The organism is Citrobacter sp. KTE30 (assembly GCF_000398825.1).
Lineage (GTDB): Bacteria > Pseudomonadota > Gammaproteobacteria > Enterobacterales > Enterobacteriaceae > Citrobacter > Citrobacter freundii.
The window spans coordinates 1,101,814-1,125,086 of record NZ_KB976055.1 but is presented as its reverse complement, the minus strand read 5'-3'; the positions used below and the strand labels follow the sequence as shown (position 1 = coordinate 1,125,086).

At 55.4% G+C, this 23,273-nt stretch carries 18 protein-coding genes; 6 read left to right on the top strand and 12 right to left on the bottom strand.

The features are described from left to right. Positions 1-19: 19 nt before the first annotated feature. On the top strand, positions 20-1,108 hold the full coding sequence (locus tag WC1_RS17600) for an oxidoreductase (RefSeq protein ID WP_003835631.1): 1,089 nt from the start codon (positions 20-22) through the stop codon (positions 1,106-1,108). Between the two features lie 114 nt (positions 1,109-1,222). Here the strand turns inward: WC1_RS17600 and WC1_RS17605 are convergent, their stop codons facing one another. The 7 genes from WC1_RS17605 to entC form a co-directional block, all read right to left on the bottom strand. Then, the gene (locus WC1_RS17605) at positions 1,223-1,420 is read right to left on the bottom strand and encodes a YbdD/YjiX family protein (RefSeq protein WP_003022064.1); all 198 of its coding nucleotides are present in this window, start codon (positions 1,418-1,420) and stop codon (positions 1,223-1,225) included. Between the two features lie 63 nt (positions 1,421-1,483). Continuing rightward, complete coding sequence (cstA, locus tag WC1_RS17610; protein ID WP_003022061.1) at positions 1,484-3,589, bottom strand: pyruvate/proton symporter CstA; 2,106 nt, start codon at positions 3,587-3,589, stop codon at positions 1,484-1,486. 185 nt (positions 3,590-3,774) lie between these two features. Then, the gene (gene entH, locus WC1_RS17615) at positions 3,775-4,188 is read right to left on the bottom strand and encodes a proofreading thioesterase EntH (RefSeq protein WP_003022055.1); all 414 of its coding nucleotides are present in this window, start codon (positions 4,186-4,188) and stop codon (positions 3,775-3,777) included. A gap of 2 nt (positions 4,189-4,190) precedes the next feature. Further along, complete coding sequence (entA, locus tag WC1_RS17620) at positions 4,191-4,946, bottom strand: 2,3-dihydro-2,3-dihydroxybenzoate dehydrogenase EntA (protein ID WP_003022049.1); 756 nt, start codon at positions 4,944-4,946, stop codon at positions 4,191-4,193. Beyond that, entirely contained in the window at positions 4,946-5,803 is an 858-nt protein-coding gene (locus tag WC1_RS17625; protein ID WP_003847431.1) for an isochorismatase, read from the bottom strand. The genes entA and WC1_RS17625 overlap by 1 nt, the downstream gene beginning before the upstream one ends. A gap of 13 nt (positions 5,804-5,816) precedes the next feature. After that, positions 5,817-7,427, bottom strand: coding sequence for a (2,3-dihydroxybenzoyl)adenylate synthase EntE (gene entE / locus WC1_RS17630; protein ID WP_003847432.1), 1,611 nt, complete (start codon positions 7,425-7,427; stop codon positions 5,817-5,819). Between the two features lie 31 nt (positions 7,428-7,458). After that, entirely contained in the window at positions 7,459-8,634 is a 1,176-nt protein-coding gene (entC, locus tag WC1_RS17635; protein ID WP_003847433.1) for an isochorismate synthase EntC, read from the bottom strand. Positions 8,635-8,821: 187 nt separating this feature from the next. Between entC and fepB the strand changes: the two genes are divergently transcribed. Next, positions 8,822-9,778, top strand: coding sequence for a Fe2+-enterobactin ABC transporter substrate-binding protein (gene fepB, locus WC1_RS17640; protein WP_003835643.1), 957 nt, complete (start codon positions 8,822-8,824; stop codon positions 9,776-9,778). A gap of 61 nt (positions 9,779-9,839) precedes the next feature. On the opposite strand, the gene entS is transcribed toward fepB, so the two are convergent. Beyond that, positions 9,840-11,075 carry an enterobactin transporter EntS gene (entS, locus tag WC1_RS17645; protein WP_003847435.1) on the bottom strand — a complete coding sequence of 412 codons (1,236 nt, stop codon included), beginning with the start codon at positions 11,073-11,075 and terminating at the stop codon, positions 9,840-9,842. A gap of 109 nt (positions 11,076-11,184) precedes the next feature. Here entS and fepD point away from each other — a divergent pair, with 109 nt between their 5' ends. From fepD to fepC, 3 genes are read left to right on the top strand one after another with little or no spacing between them, the layout of a single operon-like run. Continuing rightward, a complete protein-coding gene (fepD, locus tag WC1_RS17650; RefSeq protein ID WP_003835646.1) occupies positions 11,185-12,192 on the top strand; it encodes a Fe(3+)-siderophore ABC transporter permease in 1,008 nt (335 codons plus the stop codon). Further along, positions 12,189-13,181, top strand: coding sequence for an iron-enterobactin ABC transporter permease (gene fepG, locus WC1_RS17655; protein ID WP_003847437.1), 993 nt, complete (start codon positions 12,189-12,191; stop codon positions 13,179-13,181). The genes fepD and fepG overlap by 4 nt, the downstream gene beginning before the upstream one ends. Further along, complete coding sequence (fepC, locus tag WC1_RS17660; protein WP_003847439.1) at positions 13,178-13,975, top strand: iron-enterobactin ABC transporter ATP-binding protein; 798 nt, start codon at positions 13,178-13,180, stop codon at positions 13,973-13,975. Before fepG ends, fepC begins: the two co-directional genes overlap by 4 nt. 46 nt (positions 13,976-14,021) lie before the next feature. On the opposite strand, the gene wzz(fepE) is transcribed toward fepC, so the two are convergent. The 4 genes from wzz(fepE) to fes form a co-directional block, all read right to left on the bottom strand. After that, positions 14,022-15,155 carry an LPS O-antigen length regulator Wzz(fepE) gene (gene wzz(fepE) / locus WC1_RS17665; protein ID WP_003847441.1) on the bottom strand — a complete coding sequence of 378 codons (1,134 nt, stop codon included), beginning with the start codon at positions 15,153-15,155 and terminating at the stop codon, positions 14,022-14,024. A gap of 228 nt (positions 15,156-15,383) precedes the next feature. Next, positions 15,384-19,274: an enterobactin non-ribosomal peptide synthetase EntF gene (gene entF / locus WC1_RS17670; RefSeq protein WP_016149762.1), complete on the bottom strand. Its 3,891-nt coding sequence runs from the start codon at positions 19,272-19,274 to the stop codon at positions 15,384-15,386. After that, positions 19,271-19,489: an MbtH family protein gene (locus WC1_RS17675; protein ID WP_016149761.1), complete on the bottom strand. Its 219-nt coding sequence runs from the start codon at positions 19,487-19,489 to the stop codon at positions 19,271-19,273. Before WC1_RS17675 ends, entF begins: the two co-directional genes overlap by 4 nt. Before the next feature lie 30 nt (positions 19,490-19,519). After that, positions 19,520-20,737, bottom strand: a complete 1,218-nt coding sequence (fes, locus tag WC1_RS17680; RefSeq protein WP_016149760.1) for an enterochelin esterase — start codon at positions 20,735-20,737, stop codon at positions 19,520-19,522. A 253-nt stretch (positions 20,738-20,990) separates the two neighbouring features. Between fes and WC1_RS17685 the strand changes: the two genes are divergently transcribed. Continuing rightward, on the top strand, positions 20,991-23,264 hold the full coding sequence (locus tag WC1_RS17685) for a TonB-dependent siderophore receptor (RefSeq protein ID WP_003835658.1): 2,274 nt from the start codon (positions 20,991-20,993) through the stop codon (positions 23,262-23,264). Positions 23,265-23,273: the final 9 nt, after the last annotated feature.

Below are 23,273 nucleotides of genomic sequence, written 5' to 3'. Positions count from 1 at the left end.
AGCCAAAGGACAACACAACATGAGTAATACAGAGATTCGCGTCGTCACCGGCCCGGCCAACTATTTTTCCCATCCCGGCAGCCTGTCGAGACTCAACGATTTTTTCACTACCGACCAACTTTCACGCGCCGTGTGGGTTTATGGTGAGCGCGCTATCGATGCGGCCCGCCCTTATCTGCCAGAGACATTTCATCTCGCCGAGGCTAAGCGCCTGCTGTTTACGGGACATTGCAGCGAAACCGATGTTGCTCAACTGGCAAAAGAGTCGGGAGATAATCGCAGCGTGGTGATTGGCGTGGGCGGAGGAACATTGCTCGACACCGCTAAAGCGTTGGCCCGTCGTCTGGATCTGCCGTTTGTCGGTATTCCTACGATTGCGGCGACCTGCGCCGCCTGGACGCCGCTCTCCGTCTGGTATAACGATGCAGGCCAGGCGCTGCATTTTGAAATTTTCCCTGATGCCAATTTCCTCGTTCTGGTCGAACCCGAGATCGTTCTCAATGCGCCAGAGGAATATCTACTGGCGGGGATCGGCGACACGCTGGCGAAGTGGTACGAGGCCGTCGTGCTTGCGCCTCAGCCAGAAAACCTGCCATTAACTGTTCGTCTGGGTATAGATGCCGCGCAGACGATCCGCGACGTCCTGCTGGAAAGCAGCGAGCAGGCGCTGACAGATAAACAACAAGGCTCGTTAAGCCGCACGTTTTGCGATGTAGTGGATGCGATTATTGCCGGAGGCGGCATGGTTGGTGGTCTGGGCGAGCGCTACACCCGCGTGGCGGCGGCGCATTCTGTTCACAATGGCCTGACCGTCCTCCCACAAACAGAGAAGTTTTTACATGGCACTAAAGTGGCGTACGGCATCCTGGTGCAGAGTGCGTTGTTGGGTCAAGATGCCGTGCTGGCGCAGTTAATTACCGCCTATCAGCGCTTCAACCTGCCCACCCGATTAGCTCAACTGGACGTGGACATCAATAATCGCGCAGAAATCGACAAAGTGATTACGCACACCCTGCGCCCGGTGGAGTCCATTCACGCCCTGCCGGTAACGTTAACGCCGGAGACACTGCGCGCAGCATTCGAAAAGGTAGAGTCGTTTACAGTATGATTAGAGTATGGGATGCCTGATGGCGGCTTCGCCTTATCAGGCCTACGACGACTAATTATAACGGCAAATGCGATGTTGTAGGCCGGATAAGCGTCAGCGCCATCCGGCAAAAAATCAACAGCACTTCGCGCCGCCTTTCCCCCCATATCGCGCATCCTGGCGCTCGCGGAAAAATTCTTCGTAGGTCATTGGCGTTTGGTCCGGATGCGTGACGCGCATATGTTCAACATAGTTGTCGTAATCCGGCACACCTATCATTAACCGGGCGGTTTGACCTAAATACTTCCCGGCTTTGGCGAGTGTTTCAAACATAGTGATTCCCTGTCGTACAAACGCCCTCCCCATTCAGGAGAGGGCTCATTGGTTAAGAGAATATTAGTGCGCGCCTTTCGCCTGCGCCACGATCTCTTCGACATTCTCAGGCATCGGCTCGTACGGCGTCTCTTTCGAAGTTGGTTTGTCCTCTTTCAATGCTGCCAGCGCAGTTTTGATGGAGAACAGACCCAGCACCACAACGACTACCATGAAGAAGATGGTGAGACCCGCATCCAGGCGGTTGTTAAACACCAGCTGCGTCAGCTGCGACTGGGTGTACTGCGCCGGAATGTTACCGCTGTCGATCATCGCCTGGAATTTGTTGGCGATAGCGAGGAAGCCGATTTTTGCATCCGGGCTAAACGCTTTCTGCCAGCCAGCGGTCAGGGTACAAATCAGCAGCCAGGCGGTTGGGACCAGTGCCACCCACGCGTAGCGCTGGCGTTTCATCTTGAACAGCACCACAGCACAGAGCATCAACGCCATACCTGCCAGCATCTGGTTGGCGATACCAAACAGCGGCCACAGGGTATTAATACCACCCAGAGGATCCACCACGCCCTGGTGTAAAAAGTAACCCCAGGCCAGTACGCACAGCGCCGTCGCCAGCAGGTTCGCAGGCAACGAATCGGTACGTTTCAGGCCCGGTGACACCACGCCCAGCAAGTCCTGCAGCATAAAGCGCGCAGCGCGTGTACCGGCATCAACCGCCGTCAAAATAAACAAAGCTTCAAACAGAATGGCGAAGTGATACCAGAACGCCACATCCATCATGCCACCCAGTGCGCCATGCAGAATGTACGCCATCCCGACGGCCAGCGTCGGCGCACCACCTGCGCGGGAGATAATGGATTGCTCACCCACTTCATTGGCGATTTGGTGCAGAGTATCTGGCGTAATAGCAAAGCCCCAACTACTGACTACCTGTGCTGCAGAAGCCACTACATCAACCGTGCCCGCAGGAGCCAGCACCGCCATCGGGCTGTTCATCGCAAAGTACACGCCCGGATCGATGATGCACGCGGAAACCAGCGCCATAATGGCGACAAAGGATTCCATCAGCATTCCGCCGTAGCCGATAAAGCAAGCCTGCCCTTCATTCGCCAGCATCTTCGGCGTGGTTCCGGAGGAGATCAGCGCATGGAAGCCAGATACCGCACCGCATGCAATGGTGATAAACAGGAACGGGAACAGGTTACCGGTCCAGACCGGGCCAGTACCGTCAACAAACTTGGTCAGAGCTGGCATGGTCAGCGTCGGACGCATGATCAGAATCCCTACCGCCAGACCAACAATGGTGCCGATTTTCAGGAAGGTAGAGAGGTAATCACGCGGGGCCAACAGCAGCCACACCGGCAGCACGGCGGCGACAAAACCGTAGCCCACCAGCATCCAGGTCAGCTGTACGCCGGTAAAGTCAAAGTACGGTGCCCAGGTCGGGCTTTCCGCTACCCAGCCGCCGGAAATAATGGCAAACACCAGGAATACCAGACCAATAACCGACACTTCACCAATGCGGCCCGGGCGCAGATAGCGCAGGTAAATCCCCATAAAAATCGCCAGCGGGATAGTGAACGCTACGGTGTAAGTTCCCCACGGGCTGTGGGTCAGCGCTTTCACGACAATCATCGCCAGTACCGCGAGGATAATCACCATGATCATAAAACAGGCTACCAGCGCAATAACACCCGCCGTTGGGCCCATCTCTTCTTTCACCAGTTCGCCAAGGGAACGACCATCGCGACGGGTAGAAACAAACAGCACCATGAAGTCCTGCACCGCCCCTGCCAGTACCACCCCGGCGAGCAGCCAGATCATACCCGGCAGATAGCCCATTTGCGCCGCCAGCACCGGTCCAACTAACGGACCCGCTCCGGCAATCGCCGCAAAATGGTGACCAAACAGTACTTTTTTATCGGTGGGTACATAATCCAGACCATCGTTATGACGCACGGCTGGCGTCATACGCGTCGGGTCCAGCGCCAGTACATTTTTCGCGATGTACAGGCCGTAGAAACGGTAAGCGATAAGGTAGACACAGACTGACGCCACGACTATCCACAACGCGTTGATCTGTTCACCACGATTTAACGCAATATATCCCAGGGCAAATGCTCCGATAACGGAGAGCAATGTCCAGAGGAGGTATTTCCCTGATTTATTCATAGTTGTTGTCCGTTTGCGTGATCCAGAAAGATGTTACATTTTGTTTCTATAACATCTTTCCTGATTTTAACAACCTGACAACCACATAAACCTGAGACATAACTGACTATTTACATTGCATTGTTAACTGGATCACTTCATTTACCTGTTAACTCTGCAATTTCATTTTACTTTGCCGGGTAACCTCACCCCATCACCGCCGTGCCTAAACGGCAGGTGCAGCAGCGTCGTCCCTGCTCATCAAAGATGACGATTTCCCAGCTTTGATTTTGACGCCCAAGATGCAACGGCTGACAAACGCCGCGTACTTTCCCCTGCGATACCGCCCGATGATGCGTGGCGTTTAGTTCCGTCCCCACCACACACTGCCCGTCGCGCGTCATCAGATAACCCGCCATCGAACCCAACGTTTCCGCCAGGGCCGCCGACGCGCCGCCATGCAGCAGGCCAAACGGCTGATGCGTTCGGCTATCCACCGGCATTTCGGCTTCCAGCACATCATCACCCAGTCGTGTATAGACCATTCCCAGATGCGCCACCATCGTGTTCTGACTGGTGGCATTGAGTTCATCCAGCGTCAAATGACGTTTCCAGATCATCGTCATGCCCCCAGCGTGGAACCGCCGTCCACCACGATATCCTGTAATGTAATGTGGCTGGCCAGATCGGAAGCGAGGAATAAAATAGTGTTGGTGATCTCTTGCGGCCGGGCGATTTTCCCCAGCGGAATCCCAAGCTTAAACTGCTCGCCAAATCCACGAATGCGCTGTTGCTCCGCGTCATCGCTGACCCACAGCGTACGCTGCATGTCGGTATCGGTCGAACCCGGAGAAACCACGTTACAACGCACACCGCTGCCTGCCAGTTCAAGTCCGACGGTCAGCGCCAGGCTTTTCAACGCGGCCTTTGAGGCACCGTAAGCACTCATGCCGATACGCGGCGTGTGCGCCGCATCCGACGCGACGGTCACGATCGCCCCGCCCTGCTGGCGACGAAACTGCGCCATCGTCTGCTGAAACAGATTGAACGCCCCGCCAACGTTAACCGCAAACGTCTGCTGCCACTCCTCAGCGCTTAGCGCATCGGTGGCACCCATACGCAAAATACCTGCGGCATTGACCAACACATCCAAACGCTCGCGCGCTTTGAGGACGCGCTGGCACACCTCAGCTACCTGTCCGGCATTCGCCACATCCAGCACTTCGGTCGTAAACGGGTAGTTATCCTGAGGAAATTCGCGATCGAATCCAGTCACCTCAGCACCTGCATTCGCAAACGCCAGCGCCGTGGTGTAGCCAATCCCTTTTCCCGCCCCGGTTACCCAGACGGTTTTCCCGGCAAAATCAAATCCGGCCATTACTTCACCTCGCGGGAGAGCAGCGCCCACCATGCGTCAATGGTCGGTTTTTTCGCCAACATCACGAAATCAATGTCACCATGAACCTTACGCCAGCGCGCCGCCAGCGCCATCATGCGCACGGAATCCAGCCCATAGTCGATCAGGTTTTCGTCATCCATCGGCTCTTCGGACTCATCCAGCAGCGGCAGAATAACGCTGCGCAACGCATCTTTACTGGCCGGAACCGGCGTCGGTAATAATTCCTGGGTCATAACCACACGCCCGGAACGTCCCGCCACGTATTTCAGCGACATCAAGTGTTCATCACGGCTAAAGTCCGCCAGCGCATCGGCAACCATAAACGGCTTGATGTCACGCATGAAAGCGTCAGTTGCGGTGGTCATACAGCCAATATGCGCATACACCCCGGTAATGATCAGTTGATTACGCCCGGTTTCCTTGAGCATCTGTTCAAGCGGGGAGCGATGAAATGCGCTATAACGCCATTTCACCAGAATGGTATCCGCTTCATCCGGCGCCAGCGCCTCAACAATCTTTTGTTGTTCCGGCGAACGCGTCAGGCCCGGTCCCCACATATCATTGAGCAGAGCGCGGTCTTCATCACTCTGCTCTTTCGGTTGAGCGGTGTAATACACCGGAATATTATGCTCTTTGCAGTACTGGCGCAGCGCGGCGATGTTCGCGACGACCTGCTCCATCATCGGACAGTTATCGCCCCAAAAGCCGATAAAATAATCCTGCATGTCGTGGATCAGCAGCGCGGCGCGTTCAGGGTCAAATGCCCAGTCGACTTTGTTCACCGGAATATCGAGCGCCGTTGGTAGCGCATAAGCCTGCAGTTTAGGAATTGCCATTTCTATTTCTCCTTCAGGCCAGTGAACGTGATGCCAGCCACTGACGTAATTGTTTTTTATCTACCTTCCCCACTGGAGTCAGCGGTAATGACTCAACGCACTCAACACGATCGGGTAATTTGAATTCCGCCACACCCTGTTCGCGCAGAAAACGGCGCACCTGAACCGCGCGCAGCGGCTCTTTTACCACTAGCCAGGCACAGCTTTTCTCGCCCATCAGTTCGTCATCCATACTGACCAGCGCTGCATGGATAACCATTGGATGGCGCAGCAGCAGGTTTTCAATCTCTTCAGCAGCGATCTTCTCCCCGCCGCGGTTGATCTGATCCTTTTCGCGTCCCTGAACGGTGATGTAGCCATCCGGATCGATAGCGATCAGATCGCCGGAACAGTAAAAGCCGTTGGCGTCAAAGGCGCTGGCATTATGCTCAGGGCTTTTGAAATAACCACGGAAGGTGTACGGACCACGTGTCATCAAGCGTCCGGTCTCTCCCTGGGCTAAGGGGTTGCCGTCAGCGTCTGCTACCCAGACTTCATCATCAGGACACATCGGGCGCCCCTGGGTATTGATGATGCGCTCAGGACTGTCGTCCAGACGGGTGTAGTTCACCAGCCCTTCCGCCATGCCGAAGACCTGCTGCAACTGGCAGCCAATCTCAGCCGGAATACGCGCCGCAAGCGTGGCGGAAAGTCTCGCTCCACCGACCTGTAGCAGTTTCAGCGAAGCCAGTTGCGCATTGCTGCCCCACTCCGCAATCGCCTGCAACCACAGGCTCACCGCAGGTGGCACCAGCGCCGTGACGTTAACCTGATGCTGTTCAATCAGCGGGAAACACAGGGTAGCGCTAGGGTCGGCCGCCAGCACGACGGTGCCGCCGGCCAGGAACACACCCAGCGCGCCTGGCGAACTCATGGCGTAGTTATGCGCCGCCGGGATTGCGCATAAATAACGCGTTTCCCCGGTGAAGCGGCAAATCTCATTGCTGCGACGCACGCTGTAGTAGTAATCGTTATGAGTGCGAGGAATCAGCTTTGGCGTCCCGGTCGTCCCGCCGGAAAGCTGGAAGTACGCCACCTCATCAGCGGGCGACGGTGTAGCCGTAAAATCAGTCGCAGGTTGGCTTATCGCCGTTTGCAGATTGTGTTCACCTTCGTCGTTGTGCAGTTGCACCACGCGCACTGAATTGTGTTCGGCCACAAAAGCGTTTAGAAAATCGTCCCCGCTAAACAGCGTATGCTGGCGATCGGCAATCAGCAGCGCCGGTTCAATCTGTTTGGCATAGGCGTTGAGTTCGTTACGCTGATGGCTGAACAGGGCCAACACCGGAGCTACGCCCAGCTTGAGTAACGCAAAGAAGGTGATATACAGCTCAGCCACATTGCCCAGTTGTACCAGCGCGGTTTCACCGGGTTTAATCCCTTGGCGACGCAAACTGCAGGCTAGATTGTTAGCGGCCTGATTCAGCTGGCGATAGCTCAGATGGCGTTCACCATCAATAACCGCCGTATGGTCGCTGTCGGCGTGACGGGTCAGAATGTCGGTCAGCGGCAAATCCTGCCAGTAACCTTTTTCACGATACCTGCGGGCAAACTCTTCCGGCCAGCGGGTGAATGGAATACTCATTATTGCTCCTTAAAACCAGTCCACAAGGCTCTTAATGCAGTCCAAAAACATTCAACATCGTGGAGAGCTTGGCCCCCGTTTCACGCCATTCCGCAACCGGGGAAGAGGCTGGAACAATTCCTGCTCCGGCAAAAAAACGCACCTGATTGCGCAGCAGCTTCGCACAGCGGATCGTCACTACCCACTCACCGTTACCTTCGGCATCACACCAGCCGACAATACCGCCGAACAGTTCGCGATCGAACGGCTCCAGCTCGGCGATAAGTTTGCGCGCAACCTGATGTGGGAAGCCGCTCAGCGCAGGCGTCGGGTGCAGCAGGCACGCCAGCGTCAGGGCGTTTTCCTGCGCGTTGGCTTTACCTTCAAACGGCGTGCCGAGGTGCCAGAGCGTCGGCGTAGTAACCAGCTGCGGAGAAGAAGGCAGTTGCAGTTCACGGCTGCGATCGCGCAATATCGTTTTCATAGCTTGCGTCACCAGTTCGTGCTCATGGCGGTCCTTCTCAGATGCCAGCAGGCGGATCCCTGCTTCGCGATCCAGCACATCATCAGGCTGACGACGTGCAGAGCCCGCCAGCGGCAGAGAACTGAAACGCTCGCCTTCTTTGCGCAGAAGCAATTCCGGGCTGGCACCAATCAATACGCCGCCGTCTTCAATCGGCACATGGAAGTTGTAGCTCGCTGGATTTTGCGCCACCAGACGCTCCAGCAGCGCACCACTGTCAATGTTGGCATCGGTGGTGATATCGATCAGGCGTGACAACACCACTTTGTCGACTTCCGGAGTAGACGTCAGCGCAGCCGCCCGGGCGACCATATCTTCAAAAAAGTCCTGTTCCGGGATCGATTTACGTTCCACGACGTTCAGCGACTGATGCGCGGTAAAGTAACGTGATGATTGCTGCTTCGCCGTACGAGAAAAGCTCTGCCACGATTGGGGAATAAACAGCGATGATGGCTGGCGGGTATCAAAGGGAATCGCCCCGACCATGACAGGATTCGCGATACCCTGTGATTTGGCATCAGCAAACAGTGTGTTCATTTTTTGTTGGAAAGGGCTGTCTGGCGAATCGCCATCAATTGCCGGTTCCGCATAGCGGGCGAAGCATCCTGACGTCGTAAAACTACGGTACGGCGACATAAAGAAAAAACTGTCGGGAGCGAGCGTCGGCATAGTCTGCGTTTTTTCCTCGGCCAGTGACGTATCCATATCATCCTCCAAAAATGATAAAGGCTCTAATAATGATTATCATTTATATTTTCGGTCGCTAACCTAAAAGTAAAGCGGCGGTATGTCAACTCTTGTGGTAGCACAATGTGCGACTTTGGCTTGCATCCTTGCTCGCTAACAATGAAAATGAGAAGCATTACTTATAATGATAACAGGAAGCTGATTCGTGAGTCTCCCCTCTTTTTGCCGCACAGTGCTCTTACTGGCAGGTTTATCTCTTTCAGGAATTTCTTCAGGTCACGCCGCCGACTGGCCGCGTCAGGTTACTGACAGCCGCGGCACGCATACGCTGGAGCATAAACCGCAGCGAATTGTCTCCACCAGCGTGACCCTCACCGGTTCGCTGCTGGCGATTGATGCCCCGGTCATCGCCAGCGGTGCCACTACGCCGAACAATCGCATCGGCGATGCGCAGGGCTTTTTACGCCAGTGGAGCGAAGTGGCAAAAGAACGCAAACTGAGCCGCCTGTATATCGGCGAACCGAGCGCTGAGGCCGTCGCAGCTCAAATGCCGGATTTGATTCTGGTAAGCGCCACCGGGGGCGATTCTGCCCTCGCGCTGTACGATCAGCTGTCCACCATTGCGCCAACGCTCATCATTAATTACGACGATAAAAGCTGGCAGTCGCTGCTGACCCAGTTAGGTGAAATTACCGGTCAGGAGCAACAGGCTGCTGCGCGTATTGCCGAGTTTGATAAGCAACTACAGGCAGTTAAGCAACGTATTACCCTGCCACCACAGCCGGTCAGCGCGCTGGTATATACCGCCGCGGCGCACAGCGCCAACCTGTGGACGCCTGAGTCAGCGCAAGGCAAGCTGATGGAGCAGTTAGGGTTCACGCTGGCAACGCTGCCTGCCAACTTGCATACCAGCCAAAGTCAGGGCAAACGCCACGATATCATCCAGCTTGGCGGTGAGAACCTGGCGGCAGGCCTGAACGGCGAAGCGCTGTTCCTGTTTGCTGGCGACAGCAAAGATGCCGATGCTATTTACGCTAATCCGCTTCTGGCGCATCTGCCAGCCGTGCAAAATAAACGTGTTTATGCCCTGGGTACGGAAACCTTCCGTCTCGACTACTACAGCGCAATGCTGCTGCTGCAACGTCTGTCGGCTCTGTTTTAATTGCCAGCGCCGGATGCGGCTAACGCCTTATCCGGCCTACAATCCGTAGAGCACAACGCGATCAGACATTCACGGGGACTTGCCGGAATCGGCGCACTTCTCCCAACAACAGCAGCAGTAAAAGACCGACAATCACCAGCCCAAACCCACTCACGCTTGCCGAAGCAACCGGCGTCATCATCGCGCCCAGACCACCTAACAACGCCGCGCCAATCGCATCGCCGGTGACGTTCTGTGCGGTCCACAAACCATTAATTCGCCCGAGCATCGCTTCCGGCGTCTGCGTCTGTAACAGGGTGTACTGCAACAAAGAGCTGACCGCACTCAACCAACCGAACAGCGCCAGACAAACCACACCAAGCTGCCAAATGGGCATCAAGCCAAACAGACCGATAGCCAGAAATGAAGCCACGGTCGATGCCAGCATGATCAGTCCCGGACGAAGACTGTGCGCCAGTTGTCCGCTGGTCAATGCACCCACGGCTGCCCCCAGCGGAATAGCCGCATACAGCAGGCCAATTTGCGCACTCGACATGTGCCAGTTAATCGCCAACGCCGGATACAGCACGCGCACGGCGCTCGCCATGGTTAACAGACCACCGAGCAGTGCAATGCCGCCAATCAGTGGGCTGGCAAGCAGAAAGCGGAATGCTGCCAGCAGCGATTTCAGCGGATGCTCACGCGGCTGCGGCGGAGGCGGCAACGCGGGAAGACTCAGCAACGGTAGTAAGGTAATGAAGGTCCCCGCCGCCGCCAGTCCGTAGTTCCAGGCCACGCCGCCGGTCGCGAGCAACACCCCGCCAAGCATCGGCGAAATTACCGATCCCAGACGTACCGTCAGCATGGTAATCGCCCCGGCCTGCATCAGATTCTCCCGCCCGACCAGCGCTGGCGTCGCTGCCAGTAAAGCAGTCACGCCCAGCGAAGCAAAGAAACCGTCCCATAAGCCAAGCAGATAAATTGCCAGTAACGACGGTTCGGGAAGTAACGCATTCAAACACAGGCCAATAAAGCCAATGCCACAGGTACCACGCGCCAGCAGGATCACTTTTTTACGCTCATAGCGGTCGGCCAGCACACCGCCCACCATCAGGCCAATAAACATTGCACTGCCGGTCAGCGTCACCGACAAACCGACCTGCCAGGTCGACTGGGTCATCATCTGGATTTGAACCGGAACCGCGACGCCGAGTAGCCCCAGAGAGACAATGGAAATAAAACGGGCGAGGAAGACTGCACGAAATGCAGGGTGGGTCTTTAACAGGCTGAGATTGAGCAGCCATGATTGTCGATTCATTACAGAGCCTTACCAGGTACTTTTTCAATATCCATTCGATGGCTGCACATGCTAACATATCCAAATAAGATCGATAACGATAATTACTATCATTATCAGGGAAGTTGATATGTCATGCTCTGTTTCCGCGACACGCGCCTTCGCCGTGCCCGGACTATTGTTATTACTTGTTCTGACCACGGTATTAAGTCTGGTTATTGGCGCCAAGTCGCTACCTGCCTCCGTGGTGCTGGATGCGCTCACCGGCAGTTGTCAAAGCGCTGATTGCACCATCGTGCTTGACGCGCGACTCCCACGCACGCTGGCGGGGCTGCTCGCCGGTGGTGCGCTGGGCCTGGCTGGCGCATTAATGCAAACGCTCACGCGTAATCCTCTCGCCGATCCCGGCATTCTGGGTGTCAACTCCGGTGCCAGCTTCGCTATTGTGCTGGGCGCCGCGCTGTTCGGCTTTTCCTCTGCGCAAGAGCAACTGCTGATGGCCTTTTGCGGTGCGCTGGCTGCGTCGCTGATCGTAGCTTTTACCGGTAGTCAGGGCGGTGGGCAGTTAAGCCCGGTACGTTTGACGCTGGCGGGCGTTGCCCTGGGCGCGGTGCTGGAAGGATTATCCACCGGCATCGCCCTGCTCAACCCGGACGTTTACGATCAGTTGCGTTTCTGGCAAGCTGGCTCACTGGATATCCGCAGCCTGCAAACGCTGAAGGTTGTATTGGTACCAGTACTGATTGCCGCGGCTGTCGCACTGTTCCTCAGTCGCGCCCTGAATAGCCTGAGCCTCGGGAGCGACACAGCTACCGCGCTTGGTAGTAAAGTCGCTCGCACACAGTTTATTGGCCTGCTGGTGATTACCGTACTGTGCGGCAGCGCGACCGCGATTGTCGGTCCTATCGCCTTTATCGGCCTGATGATACCTCACATGGCGCGCTGGCTGGTGGGGGCGGATCACCGCTGGTCACTGCCCGTCACCCTGCTGGCAACCCCTTCTCTGTTACTGATTGCCGATATCATCGGTCGCCTGATTGTTCCCGGCGAGCTGCGCGTGTCGGTGGTCAGCGCTTTCATCGGCGCGCCGGTGCTTATCTTTCTGGTACGCCGTAAATCGCGCGGGGGTGGCGCATGATGCACCTCTCCCGCCGCCTGATAATCAGCAGCCTGCTGCTGGTTGCAGGTTGTCTCGTCATTGGTTTATGGAGCCTGCGTAGCGGCGTTGTTACGCTGGAAACCCAGCAAATTATTGCCGCCCTGCTCGGCGATGCGCCGCGCAGTATTACCCTGGTGGTGACCGAATGGCGTTTGCCACGCGTGCTCATGGCGCTATTGATTGGCGCAGCGCTCGGCGTGAGCGGCGCAATATTTCAGTCGCTGATGCGTAACCCGCTGGGTAGCCCGGATGTGATGGGTTTCAATACCGGGGCCTGGAGCGGTGTGCTGGTGGCAATGGTGCTGTTCGGACAGCATCTTACCGTGATCGCACTGGCAGCCATGCTCGGTGGGATCCTGACTTCTCTGGTGGTCTGGGCGCTCGCCTGGCGCAATGGGATCGACACCTTCCGGCTAATTATTATTGGTATCGGCATACGCGCCATGCTGGTGGCGTTCAACACCTGGCTACTGCTGAAAGCATCATTAGAAACCGCGCTAACGGCTGGACTGTGGAACGCTGGATCGCTCAATGGCCTGACCTGGGCCAAAACCTGGCCGTCTGCCCCGCTGATTATCATCATGCTGGTATGCGCCACATTGCTGGTACGCCGGATGCGCTTACTGGAAATGGGTGATGACAGTGCCTGTGCGCTTGGTGTCAGCGTTGAGCGCTCGCGTCTGATGATGATGCTGGTTGCGGTTGTACTGACCGCTGCCGCCACCGCGCTGGCGGGTCCTATCTCGTTTATTGCCCTTGTCGCGCCGCATATCGCGCGACGTATAAGCGGCACATCGCGCTGGGGATTAACCCTGTCAGCGCTGTGCGGCGCGTTGCTGCTGTTGATGGCGGATTTATGCGCCCAACAGCTGTTTATGCCTTATCAGCTTCCGGTGGGCGTTGTCACCGTAAGCCTCGGCGGTATTTATCTTATCGTCTTGTTAATTCAGGAGTCCCGCAAAAAATGACCGAATCAGTAGCCCGTTTGCGTGGCGACCAGTTAACGCTGGGTTATGGCAAGTTTACCGTGGCGGAAAACCTCAATGTGTCGATTCCCGACGGTCACTTCACCGCGATTATCGGGCCAAATGGCTGCGGGAAATCGACATTGCTGCGCACGCTTAGTCGCCTGATGACGCCCGCGAACGGCAAGGTCTGGCTCGACGGCGAACATATTCAACACTATGCCAGCAAGGAAGTCGCCCGACGAATAGGTTTGCTGGCGCAAAACGCCACCACGCCGGGAGATATTACGGTACAGGAGCTGGTTGCCCGCGGGCGCTATCCGCACCAGCCGCTGTTTACCCGCTGGCGGCAAGAGGATGAAATTGCGGTCTCAAACGCCATGCAGGCGACGGGTATCACCCACCTGGCATCACAAAGTGTGGATACCCTTTCCGGCGGACAACGTCAACGTGCATGGATTGCGATGGTGCTGGCGCAGGAAACGTCGATTATGCTGCTTGATGAACCCACCACCTGGCTGGATATCAGTCATCAGATCGATCTGCTGGAACTGCTGAGTGACTTAAACCGGGAAAAAGGCTACACGCTGGCCGCCGTTTTGCACGACCTGAATCAGGCCTGCCGCTATGCGACGCATCTGATTGCGCTGCGAGATGGAAAAATTATTGCCGAGGGTGCACCGAAAGAGATCGTCACCGCGCAGCTTATTGAAAAAATCTATGGACTGCGCTGTATGATTATCGACGATCCAGTTGCCGGAACGCCGTTAGTAGTGCCGCTTGGACGCAGCAAATAACACGCGTTATCGTAAGGCGGCTGGCTTGCCGCCATACGATAATTCATCACACCAGTTGCTGATCAATAAACGTCATTTTTTGCTTACGCGACACCATGGCATAGTTCAGCAGAACGCCACCACACGCCACCATTCCACCCAGTAATGCGGCCAGAATAACGATCATTGATTTAGCCGGACCATCTTTTTTCACCGGCAGCGAAGGCGTAAGTTGATATTTAAACGGTGTGAATTTTACGTCGCTCACATTCATCGCTAACAGTTGCTCAACGTGATACTGCCGATTACGTAATTCACCGTTAATTTCAGCAACATCCGTTACTGATTTTTCTATTTCTAATTTACGTTCGATGCCGTCAGCACCCAGTGAAATAGAGAAATCGGGATCATCCTTCACCGCCTGGCCATTACTGTAGACCGGCTTTTTAATCCCGGCGGCATTGGCAATCTCCAGCGAGTAGTTCAGTCGTTGGATATTTGCTTCCAGTTGATTCTTGAGTCTGACGCGATCCATCTCCAGCCTTTCTTTCTCGAAGCTGGTTTTGATGGATAGTTTATTGCGAATATCTTCCAGCGTTTCTTTCACTACAATATCAGAAATATACTGGATATATCCCTTCAGCACAGACTGGGCTTCTTCGGCTAGCGGCGCGGTAAAACTCAGCGTCCATGCGGTATACAGCGAAGTTTCGTTCTTCTTACCCAGGTTAGTATCAACCGCTTTCATTTTCTCACTAAGCCTGACAATTGCCTGATGCAACTCCATTTCGTCGATATCAGCGCCTTTCAATTGATCCATCACGTAAGGTGAAGAGCGCAGATACTCTTCTAACAATGAAGGCGACTGGAATTTTTTGATAAACAGGTTAAACACATCACCACGGCTAACGCTAATATCCATATCCAGCACGCGCAATTTGGTCAACATATTCTCGAGACTCTGCCACTGAACCGGTTCTGCGGGGGTCACGATTGCCTGACTGGTCCATTTTTGCGGAAGCAGGAAAGATACCAGAATCCCCACACAAGCAAAGGCGAAAACGGTCGCTATAATTTTCGTTCTTGCTCGCCATAAGATTTCGATTAGGTTCACTAAATCGATTTCATTTGCGTTTGCCGCTGGCTGAGGATAGCCAGTAAATTCCGAAACGTTATCTTGCTTAATATTTAATGATGACATGTTGCGTGACCTGAAAACTTTCCTAAAAGAAAAACATTCCTGTGGGAGAAGTCTACCAGCTAGTCAGAATTATCCGAAACACTCTTTGCGCTTGTCGCCCTACCAAAAATTATATTCGGAATTTATTCACCCCTTTCATCACCTTGCACCGCACAAAAACAACAACTCCACAACATATTTTTTACATTGTAGAGCTGTTCGATCACCGCGATTGCAATATTCGTCTTGTTACACAGATTTATTAATCAGCGTATTTATTACAGGTCCTATCGCCTCAAACGCGGTGGGGGAAATAATATCAACATGCGCGCAGTCGTGGCGGTAAACATCCAGACTGGATATCCACGGGGCCCAGCTACGTTCAGGGCTGACACCCGGCACTAAGGTACGCTCAGCAACGAACAACGTGGCGTGACCTGCAAACGGCACGCTGTGCGCCGTGGTGAGCAGGCGAACCGCATCGGCGTAGTTGCCTTCGATAGCGTTAAATAAGCCCTCTGACGCATTCCCCTGCTGCGCCGCCAGAAACGCTTCGCGTTCACGCTCGATCTCCGCCAGCACCGCTGGATCCAGCCCATTGGCCTCTTTTTCTTGCCAGTTTTGCGTCTCTGGCGGCCAGGTATCCAACAGACCGAGGAATGCAACCGTCTCTCCTCTGGCATGTAAGCGCGCGGCGATCCCCTGTGCCAGCGTGCCGCCCAGCGAATAACCTAATAAATAGTAAGGTCCGTGAGGTTGTTGACTGAGCAGCGTTGCCAGGTGATGTTCGCATACCGAGTCGAGATTTTCCGCCGTCTGCATCGGGCCATCCGGTCGTGGCGACTGAATACCCATAATCGACCACTGAGGGCTGAGATAGCGCGACAGCACGCTAAACTGCCAGGCAAAACCCGACGCCGGATGGAAGCAGAACAACGTTGGGCCGTGACTTTCACGCAGTGGCAATAGCGTCTCGAATCCCAGACGCTGCGACTGTTCATCATCATTGCTCTCCAGCAATGCGCTCAGTTGTTCCACGGTGGAAGCCACCATAATCTGCCCGGGCGTCACCTGACGCTCAAAAATGCGGCTCAACTGCGCTGCCAGCTTCATCGCCAGCAGCGAATGCCCACCAAGCGCAAAGAAATCAGCCTCTACATCATTCACCTCACAATCCAGTAAGGCCGCAAAAGACTGCGCGATGGTGGTCTCAGTCCCTGCTCGCGGTGCGCGCCCGGAAACACGCGACGTCAACTGCGGCATCGGTAGCGCTTTACGATCCAGTTTACCGTTCGCGCTAAGCGGCAACTCCGCCAGTTGTAACAATACCGTCGGAACCATGTGCGCAGGCAGTTTTTCGCGCAGACGTTCCCGCAACACAGCCGTATCCAGCGGCAAACCCGATTGCGACACCAGATACCCCACCAGTTGGCGCGCATCGCCGCCTGTCGCCGCAGCCTGGTTGAATACGCAGGCATGGGCAACGGCATGCTCGACATCAGGCAACTGCTGCATCACCCGGTCAATCTCGCCGAGCTCAATGCGCTGTCCACGAATTTTAAGCTGGTCATCGCTGCGCCCGAGGTATTCCACCGCGCCATTTTCCAGCCAGCGCGCCACATCTCCGGTACGGTACATACGTTCACCGACGTTAAACGGATCGGCGATAAAGCGGCTCGCCGTCAGATCCGGACGCCCCAGATAGCCTTGCGCCAGTTGGATCCCCGTCAGATACAGGTCGCCCGCTACGCCGAAAGGCACCGGGCGCATCATGGCATCCAGAATGCGTAAACCGGTATTCCAAACCGGATAGCCAATCGGTACGCTGTTGCCGGTTACGGCAGCGAGATCTTCTCCCCAGGCCGGATACCAGCTCACATCGACCGCAGCTTCCGTTGGTCCGTACAAATTGTGCAGTGGCGCATGAGTCAACTGCTCCCACTCACGGCATAAATCGGCTGGCAAGGCTTCGCCGCTGCAAAATACCCGTTTCAGAGAGGCACAACTCTCCCGCGCGGTTTCCGGCGTCAGTGAAGCGACAAAAGCGGCCAACATAGAGGGGACAAAGTGCGTGGTCGTCACCCCATAACGGGCAAAGAACTGTTGCATCGCCAGCGGATCGCGGTGCGCTTCAGGTTCTGCCATGACCAGTTTTGCCCCGGCAATAAACGGCCAGAAAAACTCCCATACCGAGACGTCAAAACTGCATGGCGTTTTTTGCGCCACCACATCATCTGCGGTCAGCGGATAGTGATTTTGCATCCACAGCAGACGGTTAACGATGGCGGTTTGCCCAACCATCACCCCTTTTGGTCTACCGGTAGAACCGGAAGTAAAAATGATATAGGCCGTATGATTGGGTTGAGATAGCGCCAACGGAGCAGCATCTTCTGCTGGCAGCGGCGAGTCATAGCAGAGACTTTCCAGCCCTGGGATATCGCTAAAACGCGCCAGTTGCTCTTCAGTCGCTATCAACAATTTTGGCTTCGCGTCTTCGAGCATCATCCGCAGGCGATCGTCCGGGTATCCGGTATCCAACGGCAGCCAGGCAGCTCCGGCTTCCACAATACCGTGCAGCGCCAGCGTCAGGAACACAGAACGCGGTAATGCCACAGCTACGCTGTCGCCAGGACGGACGCCGCGTTCGCGCAGAAGGCTCGCCAGCGCCACGACCTGCTGGCGCATTTCGCGATAGCTAAACTGATAACGGGCATCGGCCAGCGCCGGGGCATCCGGCGTTTTATCGGCCTGCTGTGTCACCAGTGCGCTAAGCGTAGTGAACGGGATCTCCACGGTCGTGTCGTTAATCTTCGCCAGCCGCTCATGTTCTGTAGGCAACAGCATCCCGGCGTCGCCGCAGCATAGCGACGGATTGTCAGCAAACTGCTCGATAAGCCCGATTAAACGCGAGGCATGCTGCGCCAGCGTTTCTGCATCGTAGCGCTGTTTATTGGCCAGGATTTCAATACTCAGCCCGCCGTTTTCATCCGGGAACAACGCCAGTTCAAGATCGTTCACCGGTCCTGTCGCCAGCGTATGAGTTTGCGCCTGAACGCCGGGAATATTCAGATGATAGTCGAATATTTTCACGTTCAGCACCGGGCCAAACAGCGGCTCTGCACCGGCTGCACGCCCGCTGTCGCGAACGATTTGTTCGGCATCATAACGTTGATGCCGACGCATTTTCTTCAACTGTCCGGCCAGTCGTTGTGCAAGCGCAGGCAAGTTTTCTGCCGCATCCAGCCTCACACCAAATGGCAGAACGTTTAAAACCGGTCCAGTGGACGTCAACGCCGCCGAGCCCATGCGCCGCATAAAGATAAACCCGGCGGCATAATCCATTCGGCTGCATAAACGTCCCAGCCACAATGCCACCAGCGCGAGGGCCAGATCCGCACGCTGAACGTCAGGCATGCGTGCCGCAAGCCGGCGAAACGCTCCTTCAGGCGCGGTTAACTTCATGCGAATAATATCCGCGCTGGCCGAGCGTCCCGGCAACGGATTGTTCGACAGCGAAGCAGGAGGTGGGAGTTGCTTTCGCTGCTCGCGCCAGAAGGCGCCGTCCCGTTGCCAGGCATCACTTTGACGGTACTGTTGATACTCTTCCACCACCTCGTCGAACGGCGTAAAAGGCGAGTCTGGCGTAGACTCGCCATGTAGCCATGCGCGATAGATTGCGGCTATCTGGCGGGTAATAGCCGGGAAGCTGAAGCCATCGACCAGCAAATGATGGTAACGCTGATACCAATACCAACGTTTATCTCCCACCTGTAAAAGCTGGTGAAAAACCAGCGGCTTATTGCCGTCAGCACGTATGTCCTGCTGCAGGTCTGCCTGCATCAACGCACGCGCCGCCTCATGTGGGTTGGATTTTTCGCGCAGATCGATGATTTCGGGTTGCGCAAAAGTGAGCGCAGGATCCACCCATTGCCAGACCTCGCCGTTATCTTCGCTAAACTGCATTCGCAAGGTATCGGCCTGCTCCAGGCCCGCCACAACCGCTTTCGCCAGCAACAACGCGTCCAGTTCGCCGGTTAATTCTACGTAGTGCGCCACGCTCCACGCCGAGGGCAATGTGGAGAGTTTTTCCGCCATCCAGATCCCCGGCTGAGCCGCCACTAACGGTAAACGCTGAGTCATGGAGCCTCCTGCACATCGACATAGTTCGCGGGCGTCAGCGTGGTCCAGTTTGCATCCAGCCATTGCTGGCAGGCTTCCTGGGATTGGGGTCCGCAAGCAATTTGCCAACCAGCAGGAAGTGAACACTGCTGCGGCCAAAGGCTAAACTGACGTTGGGGATTTTGCAGAATGTAAAACTGGCCCTGCGGATTATCGAAGGGGTTACTGAATTCCATACTCAACTCCTGTCGTGGAACGTCGTCCGGTTAAATCGTGTCGGTAAGCGGTTGCCAGAGCGTCATTAGCCCTTGCATCAGACCGCCGCGCCAACAAAGCGCATCGTGTCCACCATCAACCTGACGCCAGAAAATAGACTGTGGCGCAGAAGGTAACTGGGCATATAACGCCTGATTAGCGCGATAAATAATGGGCTCGCGGATCCCCGCTTCCAGGACAATACGCAGTCCCTGAGCGCTGATGGTCCCGGTCTTCAGTTGCTCGACGATCGCTCCGTCCTGACCACCACCACGATGCGGCCACCAGTAAGAGCCCGACTGGCTAAGAACACAGCCAAAGCGCGCGGGCCAGTTCAGCCCGGCATACAGCGATGACAACCCGCCAAAACTTTGTCCGGCGACCACAGTACGCTGCGGATCGTCACTGAATGCGGTCGTCGTCTTCACCAGCGGCAACAGCTCCTCTTGTACCGCCAACCAAAAATCCGCGTTACACGGCAGTTCGCGGCTACGGTGAGCCGTGTCGATGGCATCAATCAGGAGATAAACGGCAGGAGGAAGGTGTCCACGATGCGTAAGTGAAGTTAGCGCAGGCCAGACCGGCATACTCTGTGCCCAAAACTGCCCATCCAGCAGGATAGCCAGCGGACGAGATTCCGCTTGGGCCTCTCCGGTGGTAAATACCCATACGCGACGCGTATTTCCAAGCCTGGCGCTACGCCATTGCAGGCAAACTGCGGGTGAATCGGGGTTTTCAGGTCGATCCCATCCGGGCTGTACGGGCGCCTCCGGCATTTCCAGCGCAGACACCGCATGGCCGCGACCGCCCTGCCAGCTCTGCGGATTAAGGGGATCGGCAATGGCCTGCGGCAGCAATTGCCGCCAGCCTTCACGCAGTACGCTTCGGTCAGGCGCTGCGCCCACCGCCAGCGAGGAAAAGATATCGTTTCGTGTTGTCGGGATAAAACAGTAGCTGCCGCGCCAGTTGGCGCTGAGAGAAACACGCCAGCACCAAACATTTGTTCCATCAATGCGTTGCATCGACTGAGGGGTAGCGTTTTGATGATGATCGGTGACGCCAGTGATATAGACCCACACGCGATGAATGGCTGACTCTTTCTCCGTTCCCTGCGGGTCACGCCACCAGAAGGTTACCCGATAATTTCCGTTGTCTTCACGCTCCCACTCCGGACCTTTTTTTGACTGCCACCACGCCTCGCTTCCCATCTTTAACGTCGTCACCGCCATAACCCCATGTTTATTGTGAAATTTTATGATTTAGCGTGAAATATATTGATAATATTATTGATAACTATTTGCATTTGCAATAGCGTATTGTCGCGCTGTGGGAAGCGCGCACAGTTTTTCACCACTTATAAACCGACCTGGCGCTGCGTACTTTTTCTGGAATGGATAGTTTACGCAGATGCGGGCGACATCAGACCAAATGCCGCACCGAGGCACATTGGTACTCGTGGCTAAAAGAACAGCAGGACATACAATGAACAACAAGATTCATTCACTGGCCTTATTGGTCAATTTAGGGATTTACGGGGTAGCCCTGCCAGCAATGGCAGAAGATCAAACCGATAGCGTAGCTGTCTCTCATGAAGACACTATCGTCGTTACCGCCGCCCAGCAGAACCTACAGGCGCCGGGCGTTTCAACCATTACCGCTGATGAAATTCGTAAGAACCCTCCCGCTCGCGATGTGTCGGAAATCATCCGTACCATGCCCGGCGTTAACCTGACCGGTAACTCAACCAGCGGTCAGCGCGGCAACAACCGCCAGATCGATATTCGCGGCATGGGGCCAGAAAACACCCTGATTTTGATCGACGGTAAACCGGTTACCAGCCGTAACTCCGTACGCCAGGGCTGGCGCGGCGAGCGTGATACCCGCGGCGATACCGCCTGGGTTCCACCGGAAATGATTGAGCGTATTGAAGTGCTGCGCGGTCCTGCCGCGGCACGCTATGGCAATGGCGCAGCTGGCGGCGTGGTGAATATCATCACCAAAAAAGGCAGCAATGAATGGCACGGTTCCTGGGATACCTATTTCAACGCCCCGGAACACAAAGACGAAGGATCGACCAAGCGCACCAACTTTAGCCTGAATGGTCCAATGGGTGGGGATTTCAGCTTCCGCCTGTACGGTAATCTCGATAAAACCCAGGCCGACGCATGGGACATCAACCAGGGTCATCAGTCAGAACGTACCGGCACATATTCAAATACCTTACCAGCCGGTCGTGAAGGGGTGATCAACAAAGACATTAACGGTGTGGTTCGCTGGGATTTCGCCCCACTCCAGTCACTGGAACTGGAAGCCGGTTATAGCCGTCAGGGCAACCTGTATGCGGGCGACACTCAAAACACTAACACCAACCAACTGGTGAAAGATAACTACGGGAAAGAGACCAACCGTCTTTACCGTCAGAACTATTCTCTGACCTGGAATGGCGGCTGGGATAACGGCGTCACCACCAGCAACTGGGTACAGTACGAACATACGCGTAACTCCCGTACGCCTGAAGGTCTGGCGGGCGGTACTGAGGGTATCTTCGACCCGAATGCGTCACAAAAATATCTCGATGCCGACCTGAGTGACGTCATGCTGCACAGTGAAGTCAGCATTCCGTTAGATCTGCTGGTCAACCAAAACCTGACGCTTGGTACCGAATGGAACCAGCAACGCATGAAGGACATGTTGTCCAATTCACAGACCTTTATGGGCGGTGATATTCCAGGTTCGAGCAGTACCAACCGTAGCCCATACTCAGACGCGGAGATTTTCTCTCTGTTTGCTGAAAACAACATGGAACTGACCGACAGCACCATGTTGACGCCGGGTCTGCGTTTCGACCACCACAGCATCGTTGGTGACAACTGGAGCCCATCTCTGAACCTGTCCCAGGGTCTGGGTGATGACTTCACGCTGAAGATGGGGATTGCGCGAGCCTATAAAGCACCAAGCCTGTACCAGCTCAACCCGAACTACATTCTGTACAGCAAAGGCCAGGGTTGCTACGCCACCGGTTCCGCGACGGGCATTGGTTGCTACATGATGGGCAACGATGACCTGAAGGCCGAAACCAGTATCAACAAAGAGATTGGTCTTGAGTTCAAACGTGACGGCTGGCTGGCCGGGGTAACCTGGTTCCGTAACGATTACCGCAACAAGATTGAAGCGGGTACGGTACCGTTCGACAGAACGTCTATCACCAGCAAAGGGAAGACGACTTACACTGATATCTATCAGTGGGAAAACATTCCTAAAGCAGTGGTTGAGGGTCTGGAGGGTACGTTGAACGTACCGGTTAGCGAAACCGTTAACTGGACCAACAACATTACCTACATGCTGCAAAGTAAGAATAAAGAGACCGGCGAGCGCTTGTCGATTATTCCTGAATACACGCTGAACTCAACGCTGAGCTGGCAGGCGCGTGAAGATTTATCGCTGCAGTCAACCTTCACCTGGTACGGTAAACAGCAGCCGAAGAAATACGATTACCAGGGTAAACCGGTAACCGGTAGTTCGGCGAGTGAAGTCAGCCCGTACAGCATCGTCGGCCTGAGCGCGACCTGGGATGTGACGAAAAATGTCAGCCTGACTGGCGGCGTGGATAACGTCTTCGACAAACGTCTGTGGCGTGAAGGCAATGCCCAGACCACGGGCGATATTGTAACCGGGAACTATATGGCGGGCGCTGGCGCGCACACCTATAACGAACCGGGCCGGACGTGGTTCATGAGCGTTAATACGCACTTCTGATAACGTTTC